Source organism: Pseudobacillus sp. 179-B 2D1 NHS, from assembly GCF_045370945.1.
In the GTDB taxonomy this organism is placed as follows: domain Bacteria; phylum Bacillota; class Bacilli; order Bacillales; family Domibacillaceae; genus Pseudobacillus.
The window spans coordinates 25055-43495 of the sequence record NZ_JBIQDP010000022.1; the positions used below are offsets into that span (position 1 = coordinate 25055).

An 18441-nucleotide genomic window follows, 5' to 3' on the forward strand; every position below is an offset into this window, starting at 1 on the left:
AAGTTATTCATCAATATCACGGTTATTCTTCTGCGAGGATGACGACTCAAATTTTATGGTATTTTCCGAACGCATCTGCAGAGGACGGGTCACTTGTTTATCAAATGGAAGACGAATGAGCGCATCTTTCATGTCTTTTAAACGCAGGGGATAAACAGGTTCCAAAAAAGGGCGACCGATGGATCTTAATTTAAGCAAATGGGCGACTAGAATAGCTGTACAAACTGCAACCCCTACCAGCCCGAGAAGCTGGGCGAAGAATAGGAAAGGGAAGCGGATAAGGCGGATAGCATTACTTACTTGATAGACAGGTGTGGTAAAGGACGCTAACGCACTTAAAGCTACAACGATGAGGAGTACGTTGCTTGTTAAGCCGGCTTGCACAGCAGCCGTTCCAATGACAATCCCGCCTACGATACCAATCGTCTGACCGACTTTTGTCGGCAGACGGGCCCCAGCTTCCCTTAGCAATTCGATGGTTAGTTCTAAAATGATCGCTTCAAGAATAGGGGGAAAGGGAATGCCTGCCCGCGAAGAGACCAGCGTAGTCAGCAAGTCTTGCGGAATCATCTCATAATGATAGGTAAGTATAGCCACATATAAGGGCGTCGATAGCACGGAAAGAGTAACTGCGAAAATCCGAATCAATCGAAAAATTGAACCCAAATTCCATACGATTAAATAATCTTCATACGCTGAGAAAAATTCCAGAAGGGTAGTAGGTCCCGTTAAAGCACTTGCCGATCCATCTGCCAGGATGGCTATCTTTCCTTCCATAAGCACACTTGCTGTGCGATCAGGTCGCTCCGTATCGATCAGCTGAGGAAAGGGAGAATTGACGTTATCTGAAATCATTTGATTAATAAAGGCAGTATCAATTATTTGATCATAATTAATATCTCTAATGCGCTGAATGATTGTATCAACATTCTTTTCATCTGCAATTCCTTTAATATAAATGACGGCTACCCGAGTTTTTGTCAGCGTACCAACAGTGAATTCCTTTATTTGAATATCAGTTATAGGAATCCTCTTTCTAATAAGGTTAATATTCGTATCCAGAGATTCGACAAAGGATTCCTTTGGGCCGATAACAGAGTATTCAGTTTCAGGAATAGAAATTTGTCTTTTCTCTGCCTTGAAAGCAGGGATAAGCAGACAGGTTGGCTTGGCTTTTTGCTTATAGACAAGAATGTTTCCGTGCATGAGCTGCTTTCGAATGGAGGAAATATCATCTGTAAGTGTCATATCTTCTACAGGTACAACACTTTTCATCTCTTCCAAAGTAGCAAAGTGATGTTTTTTCAGCGTGCTAAGAACATCCTGATGAAACACTTTTTTATCTACTATAGTTTGGAAGCAAGATATGAAAAAAGGAGAATCATCTTGCAATTGAAAGGTTAGAAAATCTGCTGATTCTTGACACTGAGCAATCAATTGGCCGAATTGGCTGCTGTTAAATGCAGATAGATCACGTTTGCTTCTTCTCATATCTTAGCCTTCCCCCTTTGTAAGCAGCAGATAGAGTTAGTATGTTCAAAAGGGGCAGAATTATACTAACAGAGGAATAAAAAGGGGACACAAAAAATGGCTGTTTTAAGTGTGTATCATACACTTAAAACAGCCATACAGTATTATCCGTTATGATAGCGATACATCCAGAGAACGCCTGATTTTAAGAAGCGGGCTACCCGGCCAGTAATGGCCCGGTCAGCTACAAAGCCGAAGCCTTGTTTTTTGCCGAGTGAACCAAGAATTCCTTTAAGCTTTATTTCCGGTAATTCTTCTGGAAGAGCCTCCCCTTTCCAGCGTTTCAAGAGAACTTGAACAATCTGTTCCGCTTGTTCTTCGGCCAATTGGGCACTTGGAGCGTGCGGAAGGCTTGCACAGTCACCGACTACATACACATGCTCATCCGTTGGCAAGTTGTGGTATTGAGAAAGTTTAACGCGTCCGGAACGGTCTTTCTCGACTGGCATTTCACGGACAACTTCGTTTGGTTGAATGCCAGCTGTCCATACAACAGCATTCATCGGATAGGCATCATCATGGTTATAAAGTGTATGTGGCTCAACTTTTGTAATGTTGGCATTGTTGACTACTTCCACTCCATGATCAACAAACCATTTATGAATATATTTACTCAATCGTTCTGGGAAATCTTTTAAAATGCGATGTCCACGGTCAAATAATATAATCTCAAGGTCTGGCCGGCTTTCACGAAGCTCGCTCGCCAGCTCAATGCCACTCAACCCTGCTCCAACAATTCCAACTTTTGATCCAGCTGGCATATTGGACAGCGTTTGGTAAGTCCGGCGCGACTTATCAATAGATTGAATACTATGTGTATATTCCTTGGCTCCCGGCACATTATGATAAGTATCTTCACAGCCAAGGCCAACCACAAGATCATCGTAAGCAACGGGCTCTTTATCTTTAATAAGAACTTGCTTATTTTCTAAATCAATGCTCGTTACTTCGCCAAATAGCAAGTTCAAACGGGGATGTTCAGGAAAATTAACCCGGACCTCCTGATCAGAGATCGTTCCAGCTGCAAGAGCATAGTATTCTGTTTTTAAAGAGTGATATGGAAACTTGTCTACTAATGTAATCGTCACATCTTCAGGCAATTGATTTGGAAGCAGCCTGAGTAACACACGCATGTTACCATAGCCGCCGCCAAGCAACACTAAATTCTTCATCGAGATTTTCCTTTCTATACAGTATGTATTGAAATTTTAGAGTTCTTAAAGTGATTGTGAAAAGACTCACATCTTTTTTGTCTGCCATCCTGAGTATATCTAAATACAGCGTTTTTCACAACAGAGATCATACATTTTCGCTTTAAAGTTTTCCGCTTTTCTCCGGACACAAAGGATAGTAAAATAAAAAGCAGAGGTGAACAAAAATGAAACCGATTATTGAATTTTGCATCAGCAATCTGGCGAACGGTGCGCAAGCAGCGCTTGAAATATTAGAGCGGGATTCTAATATTGATGTGATTGAATATGGCTGTCTCGGCTATTGTACAAGATGTGCGGAAGGCTTATATGCACTCGTAAATGGCGAGCCAGTTGATGGAGAAACACCGGAGGACCTAGTCAACAATATATACGAGTATTTAGAGGAAAACCCTATGTTTTAAATAAGAAAGGAAGAGGGACATGAGAGTGAGTTTCATTCCCCCTTCCTTTTTGTTGTCGCTGGAAGACAGCGAAATCTGTTTGTCAGCTTGCGCTTGCTTCATTCTTTTTCATCTCATCACGCAATTCATACCAGCGGTCCCGCGCCATTTCGATAAGCTGTTTTTCGTTTGATTCTCTTTGTTTCTCAATCACTTTGGAGAAGTACTTTACGGCCTCATTCCATTTCCCAATCCGTATATGCAACTCTCCTAACAGGTACATGACTTTTACGTCCGACATGGGGGTTAGCGTTAGGTCTTCATTTAAATAAGCTTCTTCATATTGTTCAGCCGCAAGTGCTAGAAACCGCTCTTCCTCTGATGAAGATAAATCTCTAGAAAGCCAGGCTATACGAAGGGCAAGACCGGCCATCGTTAAATGCTTTTCTTTTTTTAGAAAACCAGAATAGAAGGCGAGTTTATAGCTGTTAATAGCTTGGTAAACGGTTCTTTTGTTTCCGTAATCCTGAGAAACCCAGTTGCTCGAAATTTTATCCTTTAATATCTCCTTCGCACGGGGAGGAAAAGATTTTGAAAAATCATCTGTAAAGGAATAGCCGCAATGTGGACACACTTTCACGTTATAGAGCAGCGGATTCATTGCAGGGTCCTCATAAATGGGTTTTAAGTCTGTATCCTGTCCTGAGAGTTTGACAAATCGGTTTCTTAATTTCATAGATGAAAATGTACGCTCGCATAGATGACATGTTTCTTGTTTTTCGTAAAGAGGAGAAAGGTTTTCCATATCAACTGCCTCCTAATCCATTTTATAAGTCTATCTACTCATAATGTTGAATTAATTATAACTCTTTTATGCAAAAAGAACTACGTCTATTGATCTTTTTGATGAATTTTTAATGAATTTCGCGAGCTGATTGGTTGAGAAGGTTTTTTTTCGCGTATATACTAATAATAATGATGAAAGAATGGAGGGGTTCCATTGCAAGGTCAAGAAATAGTGAAGATCACAGAAGCTGCTGCTTTTCAGATAAAGGAAATGATGAAGCAAAATGAGGAAGAGGGAGCCACTTTGCGCGTAACCGTTCATGGCGGAGGGTGCAGCGGCTTATCCTATGGCATGGGATTTGACCGTGATATCAAAGACAAGGACATTAAGCTGCAACAACATGGAATTGATATAGCTGTTGATCCAGAAAGTGCACCCATTTTGAACGGAACAGTTATTGATTATAAACAATCTTTAATGGGTGGCGGGTTTACCATTGACAATCCGAACGCCATCGCGTCATGCGGGTGTGGCTCATCGTTCCGTACAGCGGCAAATGCCGGCAAGCCGGAGAACTGTTAATAGCAGTTTGAGGAAAAAGCTACTGGTTAAGCTCATACAAGATAGAAAATCACATAAATAGCCGCGATCCAGCGGTTTAGCGGTCTTTCTTAACAGTTGATAAAGAGAGTGTTAAGAGAGGCCGCTTTTTGTATATACAGGTATTCTTCAAGGGGACTATGGCGTGTCATATACTTAGTAGATTTAATGGCTAATAAAAGAGGGATATCCGTAGCTAATACAGAATTATTCCATGAAAGAGGTACATAAACGGAGGGAAGCGCTTTGGAGGCTCAGCTTAAAGAAAGTGCACAACAGGTTCAAGATAAACTAGAAGAAATCGGATATTCTAATAAAGTTGTGGAGCTGCCTGATAGCACGCGAACAGCACAGGAAGCTGCAGACGCGATAGGATGTGAAGTCGCTCATATTGCCAAGTCAATCATCTTCAGGCTGAAAGATTCAAATCGTCCATTGTTAGTTGTAGCTAGTGGAGTCAATCGCATTAATGAAAAATTGATTGGCGACTATTTAAATGAAGAATTAGGAAAAGCCGATGCGGATTATGTACGCAAACATACAGGTTTTGTTATCGGTGGGGTTCCGCCTCTCGGACATTCTGAGCCAGTTTTTACTCTTGTTGATGAGGATTTATTAAATTACAGAGAAATATGGGCAGCTGCAGGGCATCCTAAAGCAGTGTTCCGACTAACGCCAGCAGAGTTAGTGGAGATGACCAAAGGGCAGGTCACTTGTATAAAGTAAAACGGAGTTTCTTTTTTAATAAAGAAAGATCTAATCAATCGATCTTCCATGATGTGAGGTAAATGAATTTGAATAAATTCTTTATCGTCTTTTTTATGGTGTTATTGTTGAGTGCCCTGCTTTTTGCTTTTTTGTTTAGAAATGGGCTGATTTTCGATATGGCAGGTATCGATATCACTCATCCATTCATGAAGAAAGTAATCATAGAGGAGGAGTATGTAAGGATTGATCGAAATGCCAATGGTGTTGCCGATCCCATTGATATAGTCAATGCAGCTAGAAAAGAGGCAGAAGGACGGACACTGTACAAAAGTGCCTATTATGAAGGGGGATATCCACCGGATAGGGAAGGTGTATGTACCGATGTCATTTGGAGAGGATTAAAAGGAGTCAATATCAATCTAAAAGATCTGATGGACAAGGATATTCATGATCAACCTTATCTGTATCCACGAGTGAATGGAAAGCCAGATCCTAATATTGATTTTCGCAGAGTTCCTAATCAGCACGTTTTTTTCCAACGGTTTACGCAGCCTTTAACTACAAAATTGATGCCGGATAATCCGAAAAACTTAGCGAAATGGCAGCCAGGTGATATCGTGGTTTACTTAGAGGGAGTAGACCATATCGGTATCATTTCTGATAAGCGGGCAAAAGATGGGATTCCATATTTAATTCATAATACGCCGCCTTTTGCCTCAGAAATTAAATTATCTTCCTACACGTCGCCCATCGCTGGACACTTCCGCTGGAAATATGAAACAACCAGCTATTAAGCAAAAAAAGCGCCTGCTTTGTGGCGCTTTTTCTTGTTCATATTCTTGTCAACGCTGTTTTTATGGGGGTATAGCCGCTAATAATCTCAAATACTTTTCTTTCGGTTTCTTTAGTGGTCAATGCTTCCACTAATACTTGAGCTACATCTTCACGGGGAATGGTACCGCCCAGCGGAGAAAAACGTGTAGACAGGTCGATCATTCCGGTTCCTGGGTCACTAGTTAACCCGCCAGGACGCACAATTGTAAAGTTTAATCCGCTTTTAATTAAATGTTCATCAGCCGCCTTTTTAGCTTTCAAGTAAGGTGTCAAGGAGGCAGGGGCTTCCTCGGGATCAGCTGTTCCCATAGAGCTAAGCATAATAAACCGCTCAATGCCTTTTTCTTTTGCAAAGTCTATCGTTTTCTTTGCCCCCTCCTGGTCGACGGCAATGGTTTTATCATAACCGGTTGATGAGCCGGAACCAGCTGCGAAGATAACTGCATTTACATCATTCAAAGCAAAGCTAAAGTCCTGTTCTAAATCAGCAAGAATGGCTTTTGCTCCTAGATTTTCCATTTCGTCTGTCTGTTCAGCTTTGCGGATCATCGCCCGGACAAGATGCTGGTTGCTTTGGGCTAGTTGCTTTACGATCTCTCTACCGGTTAGTCCTCCTGCACCAATAACGAGTACGTTCATGGAAATCACCCTTTTCTTAAGGAAATTTTATTAAATAGTTTACCCTTTTGATAGCAAAAAAAACGGGAGGAATAATAACGAAAAGCAATTCAATGAAATCAGTTAAATGTCTTGAAAAAGCAGTATAAAAAGCATATTATTGAACTAGATATAGCTTTGTTAAAACTTCATGACAATTTTTATTGTGTTTTTTTACAACTATTCGTGAAAAACATCACATTTTCAACGAATAAGTGGCAGACTATTAAATATTCAAGCGAGACATTCGCAAAATATGTGCAGAAGGTGGCAGGGAATATTATGAGAAAACCAAAAATTGTTGTTCTAGGTGCAGGTTATGGTGGATTGATGACGGTTACACGTCTTCAAAAAACTTTAGGACAAGAGGAAGCAGATATCGTTCTTGTAAATAAGAATGACTATCATTATGAAACAACTTGGCTGCATGAAGCATCTGCAGGCACGCTTCATCATGACCGTGTTCGTTATGATGTTGACAGTGTGATCAACCGCAGTAAAGTCGAATTTATTCGTGCAGAAGTAGAAGACATTAAAACAGATGAAAAGAAAGTCATCTTAAATACTGGTGAAGTGGATTATGATTACCTAGTATTTGCATTGGGTGGCGAGTCAGAAACATTTGGTATTCAAGGCTTGAAAGAATATGCTTTCACTATTTCTAATGTGAACGCAGCTCGTCAAATTCGTGAGCACATTGACTATCAATTTGCTACATATGCAACTGAAGTAGAGAAACAAGAAGAGCGCTTGGCAATCGTTGTTGGCGGCGCTGGATTCACTGGTATTGAGTTCCTTGGTGAGCTGGTAAACCGTGTACCAGAGCTTTGCCGTGAATATGACATTGACTATGCAAAAGTACGCATTTATTGTGTGGAAGCAGCGCCTATGGTTCTTCCTGGATTTGATCCTGAGCTTGTGCAATATGCCGTCGCTTTGCTTGAGAAAAAAGGTGTTGAATTTAAAATTGGTACAGCCATTAAAGAGGCTACACCGGATGGCATTAAAGTGGCTAAAGGCGAAAATGAGATGGAAGAGATCAAAGCTGGCACAGTTATCTGGGCGGCTGGTGTTCGTGGCAATAGCGTCATTGAAAAAGCAGGAATTGACAATATGCGTGCCCGCGTAAAAGTAAATCCTGACCTTCGTGCTCCAGGACATGAGAACATTTTTGTTCTGGGAGATTCTTCACTTATTATCAATGAAGAAACAAATCGTCCATACCCACCAACAGCTCAAATTGCGATGCAGCAAGGTGAAGTTTGTGCCCGCAACTTAGTGAAGCTTGTTAGAGGCGGAGAAGGCGAATTAGAAACGTTTAAACCAGATATTAAAGGAACAGTATGTTCTTTAGGTGATGACGATGCCATTGGTGTGGTGTTTGGTAAGAAATTAACAGGCACAAAAGCATCCTTTATGAAGAAAATGATCGACAACCGTGCTTTGCTCATGATTGGCGGCCCATCACTTGTACTGAAAAAAGGTAAATTTAACTTTATTTAATTGTGCTAAAAAAGGCCAGCTTCCAGCTGGCCTTTTTTTTATTTTGTTTTTGGCTGCTGCTTTCCTTTGCAACTTGGGCATGTTTCTGAACCGCCTAGCAGTAGTTGGAAATAGCCCTGGCCTCCACAGTAGCTGCATGTTTCTGTTTTTGTTTGGACTGACATATATCGTCCCCCTCTTCCGTTTAGAATTTTCTGATAATATATCATGTTCCTCAAAAACGATCAATCTCCTTTTTCGCTTAAACCCATATCAAAGAGAGATATCTATAGGGTCTGAAGACAGATCTCTGTTATTGCTAGTATAGTTGACGTTTTCAGTAGAATTGAGTACACTATTCAATAGTGATTTAGGGGGGAAACAGAATGCATGTAGCCGTTTTACTCGTTTCGGTTTTACTGTTTTTCGTGCTTTTTTTCGGTATTGGCTTTTTACTCAATATGCTCCTTCGAATGACTTGGATCATGGCGATTCTTTATCCGCTCGTAACGATTGCCATTGTGGATGGAATCAGTACATTTGACTATATCTTTAATGCGAGTGAAGCATTCAGTACTTTAGGAACAAGAGCAGTTTCTTTAAAACTGCCAGACATCATCATTTTAGGGAGCGGCTTTATCGGTGCACTGACATCGGGCGTGACAATGAGAGTTTTAAGGCAAAAAGGATATCAAATGTTTTAACGGCCCTATGACAGGCCGTTTTTTATTTGTCTATGTTTCTTTTTTATTATCTATCGTTCATATCTTCTCGGTTGTGCCCTTCATTTCTCATCTAATCGATGAACCAAACTGTCTTTTCCAAGAAATAAAGGATCTAATTCAATAGTTTGAAAGACTTCTGGATGAATCATTTTTGCTAATTTTTCGAGACCAATAATAAGGCGTGGCGATGGCCGGCAGAAAAAGCTTTCTTCCATAACAGCAATGCGCTGCTGCTTTACAGCGAAAAGTTCACTCCATCCTGGCCGTTTCAGCACAACGTCCGGGTTAATTTTTTCTGTGCGAACCCCTACCCAGGAAAGCAAAATAAAATCAGGATTCCGCTTTCTTACCTCTTCCCAGTCCGTTTGGAAATTAGCTGTATTTTTATCTGCAAATATATTCCGGGCGCCAGCCAGCTCGCTTATCTCTGTTAGCCAGTTCACATTTCCAGGGGTAAAAACTGGTTTTGGCCACCACTCCCAATATACAAAAGGGGGGGCTTTAATGAGAGAGGCAGCATCACGAAACTGCTTCAGTTGCTCCCGATATCTTTTGGCGACCATCTTTCCCTCATCAGGAATGCCGCATGCCATTGCTATTTCTTCAATAGATTCTCCTATTTCAGAAAGTGACTGCGGGTTAGTCACAATATGTGGAATTCCTCGGGCTCTTAAGCGTTCCACATTTTTCTCCATCCCCGGTACGCTCAGCGATGCTATAACTAAATCAGGTTGCAAGGCTTCTACTTTTTCCATATTAATATCAAGATCCGGGCCGAGCTGGGGAAGAGTATTTACTGCAGCAGGCCAGTCGGAATAATCATCCACACCGATAAGCTGGGACGTTAAACCGAGAAAGTCCATCACCTCTGTGTTGCTCGGACAAAGAGAAATAAGTCTCATTCAAACGCCTCCTTCCTTTAAATAGTAACAGATTCCCTTCGGTAAAGAAAAATCGCTATATAAAACTTTAAAAAAAGCCTGTTTGATGATACGTATCTTTTCGTTTATTCGGCAATCCTAGTGGAAAAGGAGAAAGGAAACCATTCAGCCATAAAAAAATAATTATCCTGTGGTGAAAACGGTAAATCGGATCTCTCTATCAACTGAATGAGAAAGGGTGTGGCAAATGAAAGTTGCTGAGTTATTTGTCAAATGTCTTGAAAATGAAGGGGTAGAATATATTTTTGGAGTGCCAGGTGAAGAAAACCTTGATATTATGGATGCTTTGCTTGACTCACATATTGAATTTATCGTTACGAGGCATGAAACAAGTGCAGCATTTATGGCGGGGACGTATGGAAGGCTCACCGGCAAGCCTGGTGTCTGTTTATCCACATTAGGCCCGGGAGCAACCAATTTATTAACAGGTGTAGCTAATGCCAATATGGATCATTGTCCATTGGTTGCCATTACCGGCCAGGCAGATTTGAGTCGCCAGCATAAAGAGTCCCACCAATACTACGATTTAGTTTCTGTATTCAAGCCTGTTACCAAGTGGAACACTCAGGTCAAAGCAGGAGAAATTGTTCCGGAGGTAGTCAGGAAAGCATTCAGAGTTGCCACTCAAGAGAAATCAGGAGCTACACATATCGATCTTCCTGAAGATATTGCCGCTATGGAGGTCAGCGCATTCCCATTAAATTTAATGGATCATACTTTGTCAGAAGCCAGTGAACGGGTGATCCAGGATGCAGTTAGTTTAATAGAAAAATCAAAGCGTCCGCTTATTTTAGCCGGAAATGGAATTGCAAGAGGACATGCGGCAAACAGTCTGCGTTCATTTGTGAACAAAACATCTATTCCGGTCGTCCATACATTTATGGGAAAAGGGGCCTTGCCCTGGAACGATGATTTAAGCTTGCTGACAGCCGGATTAGTTGGGAAGGATTACATTACATGCGGCTTTACAAAAGCCGATCTAATCATTGCGATAGGCTTTGATATGGCTGAATATCCGCCGGAGAATTGGAATTCTAAAGGATCAGTGCCTATTTTGCATATTGATACCCAGGAGGCAGAAACAGATGCTCATTATCCTGTCAAATTGAATGTAATCGGAAACATTGATGAAAACTTAAAAGAACTAGGCACTGCTATCTCTTCTACAAGAAGAAACCATGAGTGGGTTGCAGATGTGCGCCAAAATGCATTGGCAGAGTTGGCAGAATATAAGGACAGCGAAAGCTTTCCAGTAAAGCCGCAAAAGATTATTTCAGATGTCCGTTCCGTTTTGGGAGAAGAGGACATTCTTGTTTCTGATGTTGGAGCACATAAAATGTGGATAGCGAGAATGTATCATACGTACCAGCCGAATACTTGCTTGATTTCAAATGGACTAGCCTCTATGGGCGTCTCTATTCCCGGGGCAATCGCTGCCAAAATGGTGCGTCCTGAGCGAAATGTTGTCGCTGTATGCGGAGACGGTTCCTTTCAGATGTCAAGCGCTGAATTAGAAACGGCAAAGAGATTAAATCTGCCTATTGTTATTTTGCTTTGGAGAGACGGAGGATACGGATTAATAGAGTGGAAGCAGCTTAGCAGATTTAACCGGTCATCCAATATTAAATTTGGCAATCCGGACTTTATTCAACTGGCTAAATCTTATGGGTTTGAAGCGATAGAAATAACGAGTGCAGGACAGCTTAAACCAGCTATCGAACAGGCGATTTCTCTTCATAAGCCAGTGCTGATCGATTGTCCAGTAGATTACAGTGAGAATATGAAGTTAACAGAAAAACTAGGAGATATTCTTTGCTAAGTGGTAACAGTAATTTAAGCCTTTCCTGTCTAGTTTTTTCAGGAAGGGCTTGGAAAGGGAAAAGCGGTGAGAAGAGGAACAAAAAGGAGGAGGCCAATGTCAACGTTGCATCGGTTGTTTTTTGAAATATCTGAATGTAATTGCCAGCTGCAAAGTGGGGTGGCGCCGTTTGACCATTCGCTTTTAATTCTGTTAAAAAAGCTGCTAGACGAACAAAAAGAAACATTGGACAAGCTTTTGCCGCAATTAGGAAGTGAAGAAATTGAATTAGAAAAGGTAAAAGAATTCATCAGTATTGTTTATCATGACCATGAAGTAGCCTCTCCAATCTTTCATTCATGGAAGAGAGCGAATAAATGGATGAAGCTCCCTTCCGAAGAAGAAGCGGAAAGACTAACTCCAGTTATGGAGAAGATGAAACGTCATTTAGAAGAGGCGGCAATGGAGCTCGAAAAAATCTATGGATCTGAGAATATAAAGTATGTGATTCCATCTTTTTATATTCCCATAATTCGCTAGGGGGAACAGATATGGCTTGGGAAAAAGAACGGGTAGACATGAACATATACAGCCAGGGAGAAGTGGAGAAGTGGGTGTATAGCACCTGCAATATTTGCTCGGTAGGCTGCGGCTGTTATACAGCTGTAAAAGACGGAGAAATCGTTGGTATCAAAGGGAATAGTGAACATCCGATTAACAGAGGAAGACTTGGGCCAAAAGGAGAGAATCAATGGTATGCGAACAATAGCCCCGACCGGTTGCGGACTCCATTAATTCGCAACGAAACAGGAAATCTGGAGCCTGCTTCCTGGGATGAGGCAATGGATCTCATTGTGAAGAAAGCGAAACAAACACTCAAAGAGAACGGCTCAAACAGCGTGGCTATTTATTCGACAGGACAGGGGTTTTTAGAAGATTACTATACAATCGCTAAGTTTGGCCGGGCTGGATTACGGACCCACCTTCTTGATGCCAATACTCGCCTTTGTACAGCGACAACAGAATTTTGTTTGTTGCAGTCTTTCGGTGCAGATGGGACGCCGGCTTCCTTTGATGACATCGATGAAACAGATACGTTAATGCTGTTTGGTCATAATCTTGCGGAAACAGGTACGGTCTTATTTGAAAGGATTATGGAAAGAAAGCAAAAGACAGGGAAGCCTTATATAATTGTGGTGGATCCGAGAAAAACCTTAACAGCAAAAGAAGCAGATTTGCATCTGCAGCTATATCCTGGAACGAATGTGGCCCTATTAAATGGGGTCATTAACGAAATTGTCAAAAGAGGATATGTCGATCAAGCGTTTATTGATGCTTACACAATTGGCATTAATGGGATGACAGAATCTTTGAAGGAGTGGACATTCGAAAAAACAGCAGATACCACTGGAATATCGAAAGCAAAGTTAGAGAAAGCTATCGAGAAGTTAGGTACATCTGCATCACTTGTTACTACTACACTTCAGGGCACATACCAGAGCGCAGATGCTACTACGGCTTGTGTAGCTATTAATAATTTACATTTAATCCGCGGATTAATTGGCAAGCCGGGCTGCGGGCCACTACATATGGCCGGACAGCCAAGTTCATCGGCGAACCGAACAGCGGGAGGAGTAGGAACCTATCCAGCACACCGCAATCCTGCAAATCCTAAACATATAGAGGAAATGGCTCAATTATGGAATGTGGATAAAGCTACGCTCCCAGTTGGCCCAGAAAAAGGGATTGAAGAACAAGTTTCCATGATTGAAAACGGAGAAATCGGCCTATTTTGGAATATAGGTACGAATTCACTTGTTTCCCTTCCAAACCGTCAGCGTGCGAAGAAAGCACTCGCGAGTACCTTTGTTGTCGTTCAGGATGCTTTCTTGACTGAAACAGCCACAGTCGCAGATGTTGTTTTGCCTGTGGCCTTGTGGGGAGAAAAGGAAGGAACGATGGAAAATGCGGACCGTACGATCAACCTTCTTCGGAAAGCAGTTGAACCGCCAGAAGGTGTAAAGTCAGACTTTGACATCTTTTTAGACTTTTCCAAGCGGATGGATTTTAAAGACAGAGACGGTCAGTCGTTGATTTCGTATACAACTCCTGAAGAGTGTTTTGAAGAGTTCAAGAAAATATCTAAAGGCAGACCATGTGATATGACAGGAATCACTTATGAAAGATTAGAGAAGGAAAACGGGCTGCGCTGGCCAGTGAAGGATGAAAACTCTCCTGGGACTGTGCGCCTTTATTCTGAATTTGTCTTCCATACGACTACAGATGACGCCCAAAGTTTTGGCAAGGATCAGCTCACCGGCCGGGTATTAACAAAAACAGAGTTTGAGAGAAAAGGAGCGGAAGGACGTGCCATCCTTCATCCGACTCACTATATACCGCCAGCCGAGCAGCCAACTTCAGACTATCCAACCTGGTTAACAACAGGACGGCTCGTCTGGCATTGGCATACAAGGACAAAAACAGCGCGCTCCCCGCACTTGCAAATGGCAGCCCAGCACGGGTATGTCGAAATTAATACAGAAGACGCGAAAAAATGGGCAATTGTGCAAGGAGAAGTTGTTCGTGTTTCTTCTCCGCGAGGATGGATCGAAGTACCAGCACGGATAGGGGATGTTGTTCAGCAGGGATTAGTGTTTGTACCTTTTCATTTTGGCAGCTGGGAGAAAAAAGAAGCTGCGAACGAATTAACAGCTGATTTTACAGATCCGCTCTCTAAGCAACCAACTTTCAAACAAGCTGCCTGTAGAGTAGAGAAAATTCGGAGGGAGCATCAAGTTGATTCAGGAGAGTCGCTTGAATACATTGCAGAACAATACGGTTTGTCAGTAGAGGATTTGAAAAGAGCCAATCAGCTAACTACTCCTTATGATATCCAAATGGGAGAGTCGCTTGAGATTCCACTATCCGTTATCAATACACCGCTTCCTCCATACATGCCTTACCGGAAAAAAGTATAATAGCTACATCATAAATACCAACAAGTGCAAAAAAAGGAAAGGCATTCGTTCCTTAAAAATCTTTCCTGTATAATGACAGTGGAGGTGGAAGAATGTTTAATGTGAAAACCGACTCATTTTATAGCCAAAAAGAAGAGCTCTTGCTTATCGGTCTGTATGACCGTCCCCTCAAGTTTGACGGCGAACTAGCTAGGCTTGATGAAGCGATGAATGGCGAATTAACAGAGCTTGTCAAAGAAGGGGACATTTCGGCGAAGCAAGGTGAAATCATCATCATTCCGACATTAGGAAGAATTTCTGCTAAAAGGCTGCTCTTCGTAGGGCTCGGCAAAGAAAAGCAAGCTGAGTTTCATACCATAAAAGAGACTATCGGTGCAGCTATACAAAAAATGAACAGAATCAAGTTAAGTTCTGCGGCTGTCGCTCTCGATAGCTTTGTATGTGAAACGATTGAACCAGATGAAGCGGCCCAAGCTTTTAGTGAAGCGTTTGGTCTGGCTTCCTATGAATTTAAAGGATACAAACAACCCTCTAATGAGCCTGAACAATTCATTGAACAAATGACCATCTATACAGGGGCGGACAGTGAAGAGGTAAAAGCTGCCCTGCATGTTGGCTATGTGCTCAGCCAGGGAACCAATTCTGCCCGCACACTTGTCAATACACCAGCCAATATGCTAACAGCTGCTGATTTAGCAGAACATGCTAAAAAACTGGCCGATAAATATGGATTTGAATTGGAAATTCTTGAAAAAGCAGATATGGAAAAGCTTGGAATGGGAGCACTGCTTGCTGTGAACAAAGGATCGGTAGCGCCTCCAAAAATGATTACGCTAAAATATCAGCCCCAGGAAGAGTGGCAAAATGTATTGGGATTCGTTGGAAAAGGCATTACCTTTGATACCGGTGGCTATTCTTTGAAAACAAAGGACGGACTTGTTGGTATGAAAATGGATATGGGTGGTGCAGCTGCCGTATTAGGAGCGATGGAAATCATCGGTGAACTGAAGCCAGATCAAAATGTAGTAGCTGTCATTCCTTCAACAGACAATATGATCAATGGTGAGGCGCTGAAGCCTGATGATGTGATTACATCCATGAGCGGGAAGACGATTGAAGTGTTGAATACGGACGCAGAGGGACGGCTCGTGCTAGCAGATGCGATGACATATGCTAAGCATCACAAAGCTGATTATTTAGTCGACGTAGCCACTTTAACAGGAGGAGTCATTGTAGCACTTGGAACTGATAAGACAGGTGCGCTCACGAATAATAAGGATTTCCTGGAGGAAGTATTAGCTGCGTCTAAGGAAGCAGGGGAGTTTATTTGGCAATTGCCGCTCACAGAAAACGATAAAAAGCGCATTCGCAGCAGTAAAATTGCCGATTTAAATAATTCACCAGGTCGCGAGGGCCATGCGATCATGGGAGGAGGTTTTATTGGAGAATTTGCTGAAGAGACGCCATGGGTCCATCTAGATATCGCTGGAACAGCTGATACAAATAAGGCAGGGGCTCTAGGTCCTGCTGGAGCTACAGGTGTCATGGCACGCACGCTTGCCTTATTGGCGGTAAGAAAAACAGAGGCATAATTAAATTAGAGAGGCGTGCTGAAAGACGACATGTTCAGCTATGCCTCTCTTCTTTTTAATAAAGATAAAAAGCAATTTAATGTTTCCTGCCTTCCTTTAGAATATAATAGATTTTTGCTTTCGAAAGGGTAACGAACGCTATTATAAAAAAGCGCATAAAGAGATAATGGGTTTATCTGCGCCGGTTGCTCCGTTGCGGGACGACATTCTCTAATTGGACACTATGGTTGAAAAGCATCTATTTAGTGTCTACCATATTCTTAGTTTAAGGGGATTGCAGCGCAAGTTCGCTCGGATTTCGGCTGGAAGCCAGTGATCCTTGAATGAGGTCATTCTTCGATTCATACATATAAGAATGTTAAACAGGCAATGGAACAAATAAAGTAGTCAAGCTATCTGTCCCTATATAGTTACTTTAAAACCTTCAGCTGTTGAAGGTTTTTTCTTTTGAAAAGGCATTGACAATCATCTGTAAAGTTTGCTATCTTGTTTTTAGTTCTCTACCAATTTAGCAAACTAAAGTGAAAGGGGCATCTTAGATGAATGCTGTAGTAATAGCTGTTATCGCCATGCTCCTCCTCAGTCTACTTCGAGTGAACGTTGTGTTTTCATTAATTACGGGTGCACTGATCGGGGGAATAATTGGCGGTTTAGGAATAGAAGGAACGGTTGGTGCTTTTTCAGAGGGAGTTGGAGGCGGAGCAAACGTCGCTCTTAGTTATGCGGCGCTTGGCGGCTTTGCAGTCGCTTTATCCAGCACAGGACTGCCGACAGCGCTTGTTGAATTTGTATTAAAGCGTATTGGAAATAAAGAAGAAGCACGCAAGAAAAAATTGCCTAAAGCTCTTATTGTCTTTTTTATTTTATTAGTCGCAATTTCTTCTCAAAATTTAATTCCTGTTCATATTGCTTTTATTCCGATATTAATTCCACCACTTTTACAAATTTTAAACGAAATGCAAATAGACCGTCGCCTCATAGCGTCTGTACTGACATTCGGCCTTGTCACGCCTTACATGCTGCTTCCTGTCGGTTTTGGGCAAATTTTTCATGAAATTGTAGCTACAAACATCACGGAAAGTGGATTAAAGGTGGAAACAAATGAGATAGCAACGGCGATGATTTATCCGGCAATCGGAATGCTTTGCGGCCTGCTCATTGCTGTCTTCTTTTCTTACCGGAAGCCGAGAGTGTATGAACAAAAAGAAGTAATGGCTGCTGATGTAGAAACGGAAGGATATACAAAATCGGGAGTAATAATGGCTATTATTGCTATTGTAGCAGCGCTTGCCGCCCAGCTTTGGACAGATTCAATGGTGTTTGGAGCATTAGGAGGCATTATGGTCCTATACGTTACGGGAGCATTGCGATGGAATGAAGCCGACAGTGTGTTAACAGCTGGAATGCGAATGATGGCCTTCATTGGTTTTGTTATGATTGCCGCTTCCGGCTTTGCTAAAGTAATGAGTGCAACAGGGGATGTAGAGCGGCTTGTAGAACAGTCGGCCCACCTCATTGGAGGCAACCAGTCACTCGGGGCATTATTGATGCTGATCGTCGGCTTGCTCGTAACCATGGGAATTGGTTCATCGTTCTCGACTGTTCCAATTATTGCAACGATCTTCGTGCCGCTCGCACTTGAGCTTGGCTTTAGCCCTATGGCGACGATTGTACTTGTCGGAACAGCAGGAGCACTTGGAGACGCCGGATCTCCTGCTTCGGACAGCACGTTAGGACCGACAGCTGGCTTGAATGTAGACGGGCAGCATAACCATATTTGGGATACGTGTGTGCCAACTTTCTTGCACTATAATATCCCGGTTATCTTATTTGGCTGGCTGGCTGCTATGGTTTTATAACTGATACATTGCAGGTATGGGAGGCTTGATTGTAAAGCCCGCCCATGCCTTTTTCTTTCTTTCTGCATAAAACATAGTAGGCAGAGAAAAAGGAGGCTTTTCATAATGTACAGAAACACTCGCTTTCCCCCTTTTTTTGGCGGCCCATTTGTCGGAGGGCTGCTCGGAGGGTTAATCGGCGGAGCGATTGCACGTCCGTTTTATGGTTATCGACCATACTATCCTCCATACCCTCCATATGCTCCTCCATTTGTAGGTCCCTTTGGCCCTTATGGATATTATTAGAAAAAAGAACCTCCGCGTATGTGTGGAGGTTCTTTTTATTCATAGAGATAAAAATAAAGCGTTTGCAGCCC

General features: G+C 42.2%; 18 protein-coding genes. 12 read left to right on the plus strand and 6 right to left on the minus strand.

What is annotated here, in order from left to right; genetic code table 11:
- Positions 1 to 3 precede the first annotated feature (3 nt).
- Both ACH0BF_RS18830 and ACH0BF_RS18835 read right to left on the minus strand, forming a co-directional pair.
- Positions 4 to 1491 carry a spore germination protein gene (locus ACH0BF_RS18830; protein WP_406910013.1) on the minus strand — a complete coding sequence of 496 codons (1488 nt, stop codon included), beginning with the start codon at positions 1489 to 1491 and terminating at the stop codon, positions 4 to 6.
- A gap of 143 nt (positions 1492 to 1634) precedes the next feature.
- A complete protein-coding gene (locus ACH0BF_RS18835; RefSeq protein ID WP_120034201.1) occupies positions 1635 to 2702 on the minus strand; it encodes an NAD(P)/FAD-dependent oxidoreductase in 1068 nt (355 codons plus the stop codon).
- A gap of 206 nt (positions 2703 to 2908) precedes the next feature.
- Here ACH0BF_RS18835 and ACH0BF_RS18840 point away from each other — a divergent pair, with 206 nt between their 5' ends.
- Positions 2909 to 3145 carry a YuzB family protein gene (locus ACH0BF_RS18840; protein ID WP_120034199.1) on the plus strand — a complete coding sequence of 79 codons (237 nt, stop codon included), beginning with the start codon at positions 2909 to 2911 and terminating at the stop codon, positions 3143 to 3145.
- An 82-nt stretch (positions 3146 to 3227) separates the two neighbouring features.
- Here ACH0BF_RS18840 and ACH0BF_RS18845 read toward each other — a convergent pair whose 3' ends face one another.
- On the minus strand, positions 3228 to 3929 hold the full coding sequence (locus ACH0BF_RS18845; RefSeq protein WP_120034197.1) for a DUF2225 domain-containing protein: 702 nt from the start codon (positions 3927 to 3929) through the stop codon (positions 3228 to 3230).
- Between the two features lie 195 nt (positions 3930 to 4124).
- Between ACH0BF_RS18845 and ACH0BF_RS18850 the strand changes: the two genes are divergently transcribed.
- The 3 genes from ACH0BF_RS18850 to ACH0BF_RS18860 all read left to right on the plus strand — a co-directional run bounded on the left by ACH0BF_RS18850 (position 4125) and on the right by ACH0BF_RS18860 (position 6013).
- On the plus strand, positions 4125 to 4493 hold the full coding sequence (locus tag ACH0BF_RS18850) for a HesB/IscA family protein (protein ID WP_120034195.1): 369 nt from the start codon (positions 4125 to 4127) through the stop codon (positions 4491 to 4493).
- A gap of 264 nt (positions 4494 to 4757) precedes the next feature.
- On the plus strand, positions 4758 to 5237 hold the full coding sequence (locus tag ACH0BF_RS18855) for a YbaK/EbsC family protein (RefSeq protein WP_406910014.1): 480 nt from the start codon (positions 4758 to 4760) through the stop codon (positions 5235 to 5237).
- Between the two features lie 62 nt (positions 5238 to 5299).
- Positions 5300 to 6013, plus strand: coding sequence for a DUF1287 domain-containing protein (locus ACH0BF_RS18860; RefSeq protein ID WP_340852713.1), 714 nt, complete (start codon positions 5300 to 5302; stop codon positions 6011 to 6013).
- Between the two features lie 37 nt (positions 6014 to 6050).
- On the opposite strand, the gene ACH0BF_RS18865 is transcribed toward ACH0BF_RS18860, so the two are convergent.
- Positions 6051 to 6692 (minus strand): SDR family oxidoreductase, encoded by a 642-nt coding sequence (locus tag ACH0BF_RS18865; protein WP_120034189.1) that lies wholly within the window; start codon positions 6690 to 6692, stop codon positions 6051 to 6053.
- 300 nt (positions 6693 to 6992) lie between these two features.
- Here ACH0BF_RS18865 and ACH0BF_RS18870 point away from each other — a divergent pair, with 300 nt between their 5' ends.
- Positions 6993 to 8213 carry an NAD(P)/FAD-dependent oxidoreductase gene (locus tag ACH0BF_RS18870; RefSeq protein ID WP_120037887.1) on the plus strand — a complete coding sequence of 407 codons (1221 nt, stop codon included), beginning with the start codon at positions 6993 to 6995 and terminating at the stop codon, positions 8211 to 8213.
- Between the two features lie 38 nt (positions 8214 to 8251).
- Here the strand turns inward: ACH0BF_RS18870 and ACH0BF_RS18875 are convergent, their stop codons facing one another.
- The gene (locus ACH0BF_RS18875) at positions 8252 to 8377 is read right to left on the minus strand and encodes a YuiA family protein (RefSeq protein WP_182917008.1); all 126 of its coding nucleotides are present in this window, start codon (positions 8375 to 8377) and stop codon (positions 8252 to 8254) included.
- A gap of 201 nt (positions 8378 to 8578) precedes the next feature.
- Here ACH0BF_RS18875 and ACH0BF_RS18880 point away from each other — a divergent pair, with 201 nt between their 5' ends.
- A complete protein-coding gene (locus tag ACH0BF_RS18880; RefSeq protein WP_120034187.1) occupies positions 8579 to 8896 on the plus strand; it encodes a YuiB family protein in 318 nt (105 codons plus the stop codon).
- Positions 8897 to 8976: 80 nt separating this feature from the next.
- Here the strand turns inward: ACH0BF_RS18880 and ACH0BF_RS18885 are convergent, their stop codons facing one another.
- A complete protein-coding gene (locus ACH0BF_RS18885) occupies positions 8977 to 9819 on the minus strand; it encodes a cobalamin-binding protein (protein ID WP_406910015.1) in 843 nt (280 codons plus the stop codon).
- A gap of 226 nt (positions 9820 to 10045) precedes the next feature.
- Here ACH0BF_RS18885 and ACH0BF_RS18890 point away from each other — a divergent pair, with 226 nt between their 5' ends.
- The 6 genes from ACH0BF_RS18890 (at position 10046) to ACH0BF_RS18915 (ending at position 18370) form a co-directional block, all read left to right on the plus strand.
- Entirely contained in the window at positions 10046 to 11677 is a 1632-nt protein-coding gene (locus ACH0BF_RS18890; RefSeq protein WP_406910016.1) for an acetolactate synthase large subunit, read from the plus strand.
- 96 nt (positions 11678 to 11773) lie between these two features.
- The gene (locus ACH0BF_RS18895; RefSeq protein ID WP_142927222.1) at positions 11774 to 12196 is read left to right on the plus strand and encodes a hypothetical protein; all 423 of its coding nucleotides are present in this window, start codon (positions 11774 to 11776) and stop codon (positions 12194 to 12196) included.
- 11 nt (positions 12197 to 12207) lie between these two features.
- Positions 12208 to 14634 carry a molybdopterin-dependent oxidoreductase gene (locus ACH0BF_RS18900; protein ID WP_406910017.1) on the plus strand — a complete coding sequence of 809 codons (2427 nt, stop codon included), beginning with the start codon at positions 12208 to 12210 and terminating at the stop codon, positions 14632 to 14634.
- Between the two features lie 92 nt (positions 14635 to 14726).
- Positions 14727 to 16226, plus strand: coding sequence for a leucyl aminopeptidase (locus tag ACH0BF_RS18905; RefSeq protein WP_120034179.1), 1500 nt, complete (start codon positions 14727 to 14729; stop codon positions 16224 to 16226).
- A 539-nt stretch (positions 16227 to 16765) separates the two neighbouring features.
- Positions 16766 to 18085 carry a Na+/H+ antiporter family protein gene (locus tag ACH0BF_RS18910; protein ID WP_120034177.1) on the plus strand — a complete coding sequence of 440 codons (1320 nt, stop codon included), beginning with the start codon at positions 16766 to 16768 and terminating at the stop codon, positions 18083 to 18085.
- Between the two features lie 105 nt (positions 18086 to 18190).
- Entirely contained in the window at positions 18191 to 18370 is a 180-nt protein-coding gene (locus ACH0BF_RS18915) for a hypothetical protein (RefSeq protein WP_120034175.1), read from the plus strand.
- Positions 18371 to 18441 lie beyond the last annotated feature (71 nt).

Excerpts from the sequence above, each read along its gene's own strand:
- ACH0BF_RS18830 (WP_406910013.1), bottom strand. The coding sequence starts at position 1,491 with ATGAGAAGAAGCAAACGTGATCTATCTGCATTTAACAGCAGCCAATTC.
- ACH0BF_RS18835 (WP_120034201.1), bottom strand. The coding sequence starts at position 2,702 with ATGAAGAATTTAGTGTTGCTTGGCGGCGGCTATGGTAACATGCGTGTG.
- ACH0BF_RS18840 (WP_120034199.1), top strand. The coding sequence starts at position 2,909 with ATGAAACCGATTATTGAATTTTGCATCAGCAATCTGGCGAACGGTGCG.
- ACH0BF_RS18845 (WP_120034197.1), bottom strand. The coding sequence starts at position 3,929 with ATGGAAAACCTTTCTCCTCTTTACGAAAAACAAGAAACATGTCATCTA.
- ACH0BF_RS18860 (WP_340852713.1), top strand. The coding sequence starts at position 5,300 with ATGAATTTGAATAAATTCTTTATCGTCTTTTTTATGGTGTTATTGTTG.
- ACH0BF_RS18865 (WP_120034189.1), bottom strand. The coding sequence starts at position 6,692 with ATGAACGTACTCGTTATTGGTGCAGGAGGACTAACCGGTAGAGAGATC.
- ACH0BF_RS18870 (WP_120037887.1), top strand. The coding sequence starts at position 6,993 with ATGAGAAAACCAAAAATTGTTGTTCTAGGTGCAGGTTATGGTGGATTG.
- ACH0BF_RS18875 (WP_182917008.1), bottom strand. The coding sequence starts at position 8,377 with ATGTCAGTCCAAACAAAAACAGAAACATGCAGCTACTGTGGAGGCCAG.
- ACH0BF_RS18880 (WP_120034187.1), top strand. The coding sequence starts at position 8,579 with ATGCATGTAGCCGTTTTACTCGTTTCGGTTTTACTGTTTTTCGTGCTT.
- ACH0BF_RS18885 (WP_406910015.1), bottom strand. The coding sequence starts at position 9,819 with ATGAGACTTATTTCTCTTTGTCCGAGCAACACAGAGGTGATGGACTTT.
- ACH0BF_RS18890 (WP_406910016.1), top strand. The coding sequence starts at position 10,046 with ATGAAAGTTGCTGAGTTATTTGTCAAATGTCTTGAAAATGAAGGGGTA.
- ACH0BF_RS18895 (WP_142927222.1), top strand. The coding sequence starts at position 11,774 with ATGTCAACGTTGCATCGGTTGTTTTTTGAAATATCTGAATGTAATTGC.
- ACH0BF_RS18900 (WP_406910017.1), top strand. The coding sequence starts at position 12,208 with ATGGCTTGGGAAAAAGAACGGGTAGACATGAACATATACAGCCAGGGA.
- ACH0BF_RS18905 (WP_120034179.1), top strand. The coding sequence starts at position 14,727 with ATGTTTAATGTGAAAACCGACTCATTTTATAGCCAAAAAGAAGAGCTC.
- ACH0BF_RS18910 (WP_120034177.1), top strand. The coding sequence starts at position 16,766 with ATGAATGCTGTAGTAATAGCTGTTATCGCCATGCTCCTCCTCAGTCTA.
- ACH0BF_RS18915 (WP_120034175.1), top strand. The coding sequence starts at position 18,191 with ATGTACAGAAACACTCGCTTTCCCCCTTTTTTTGGCGGCCCATTTGTC.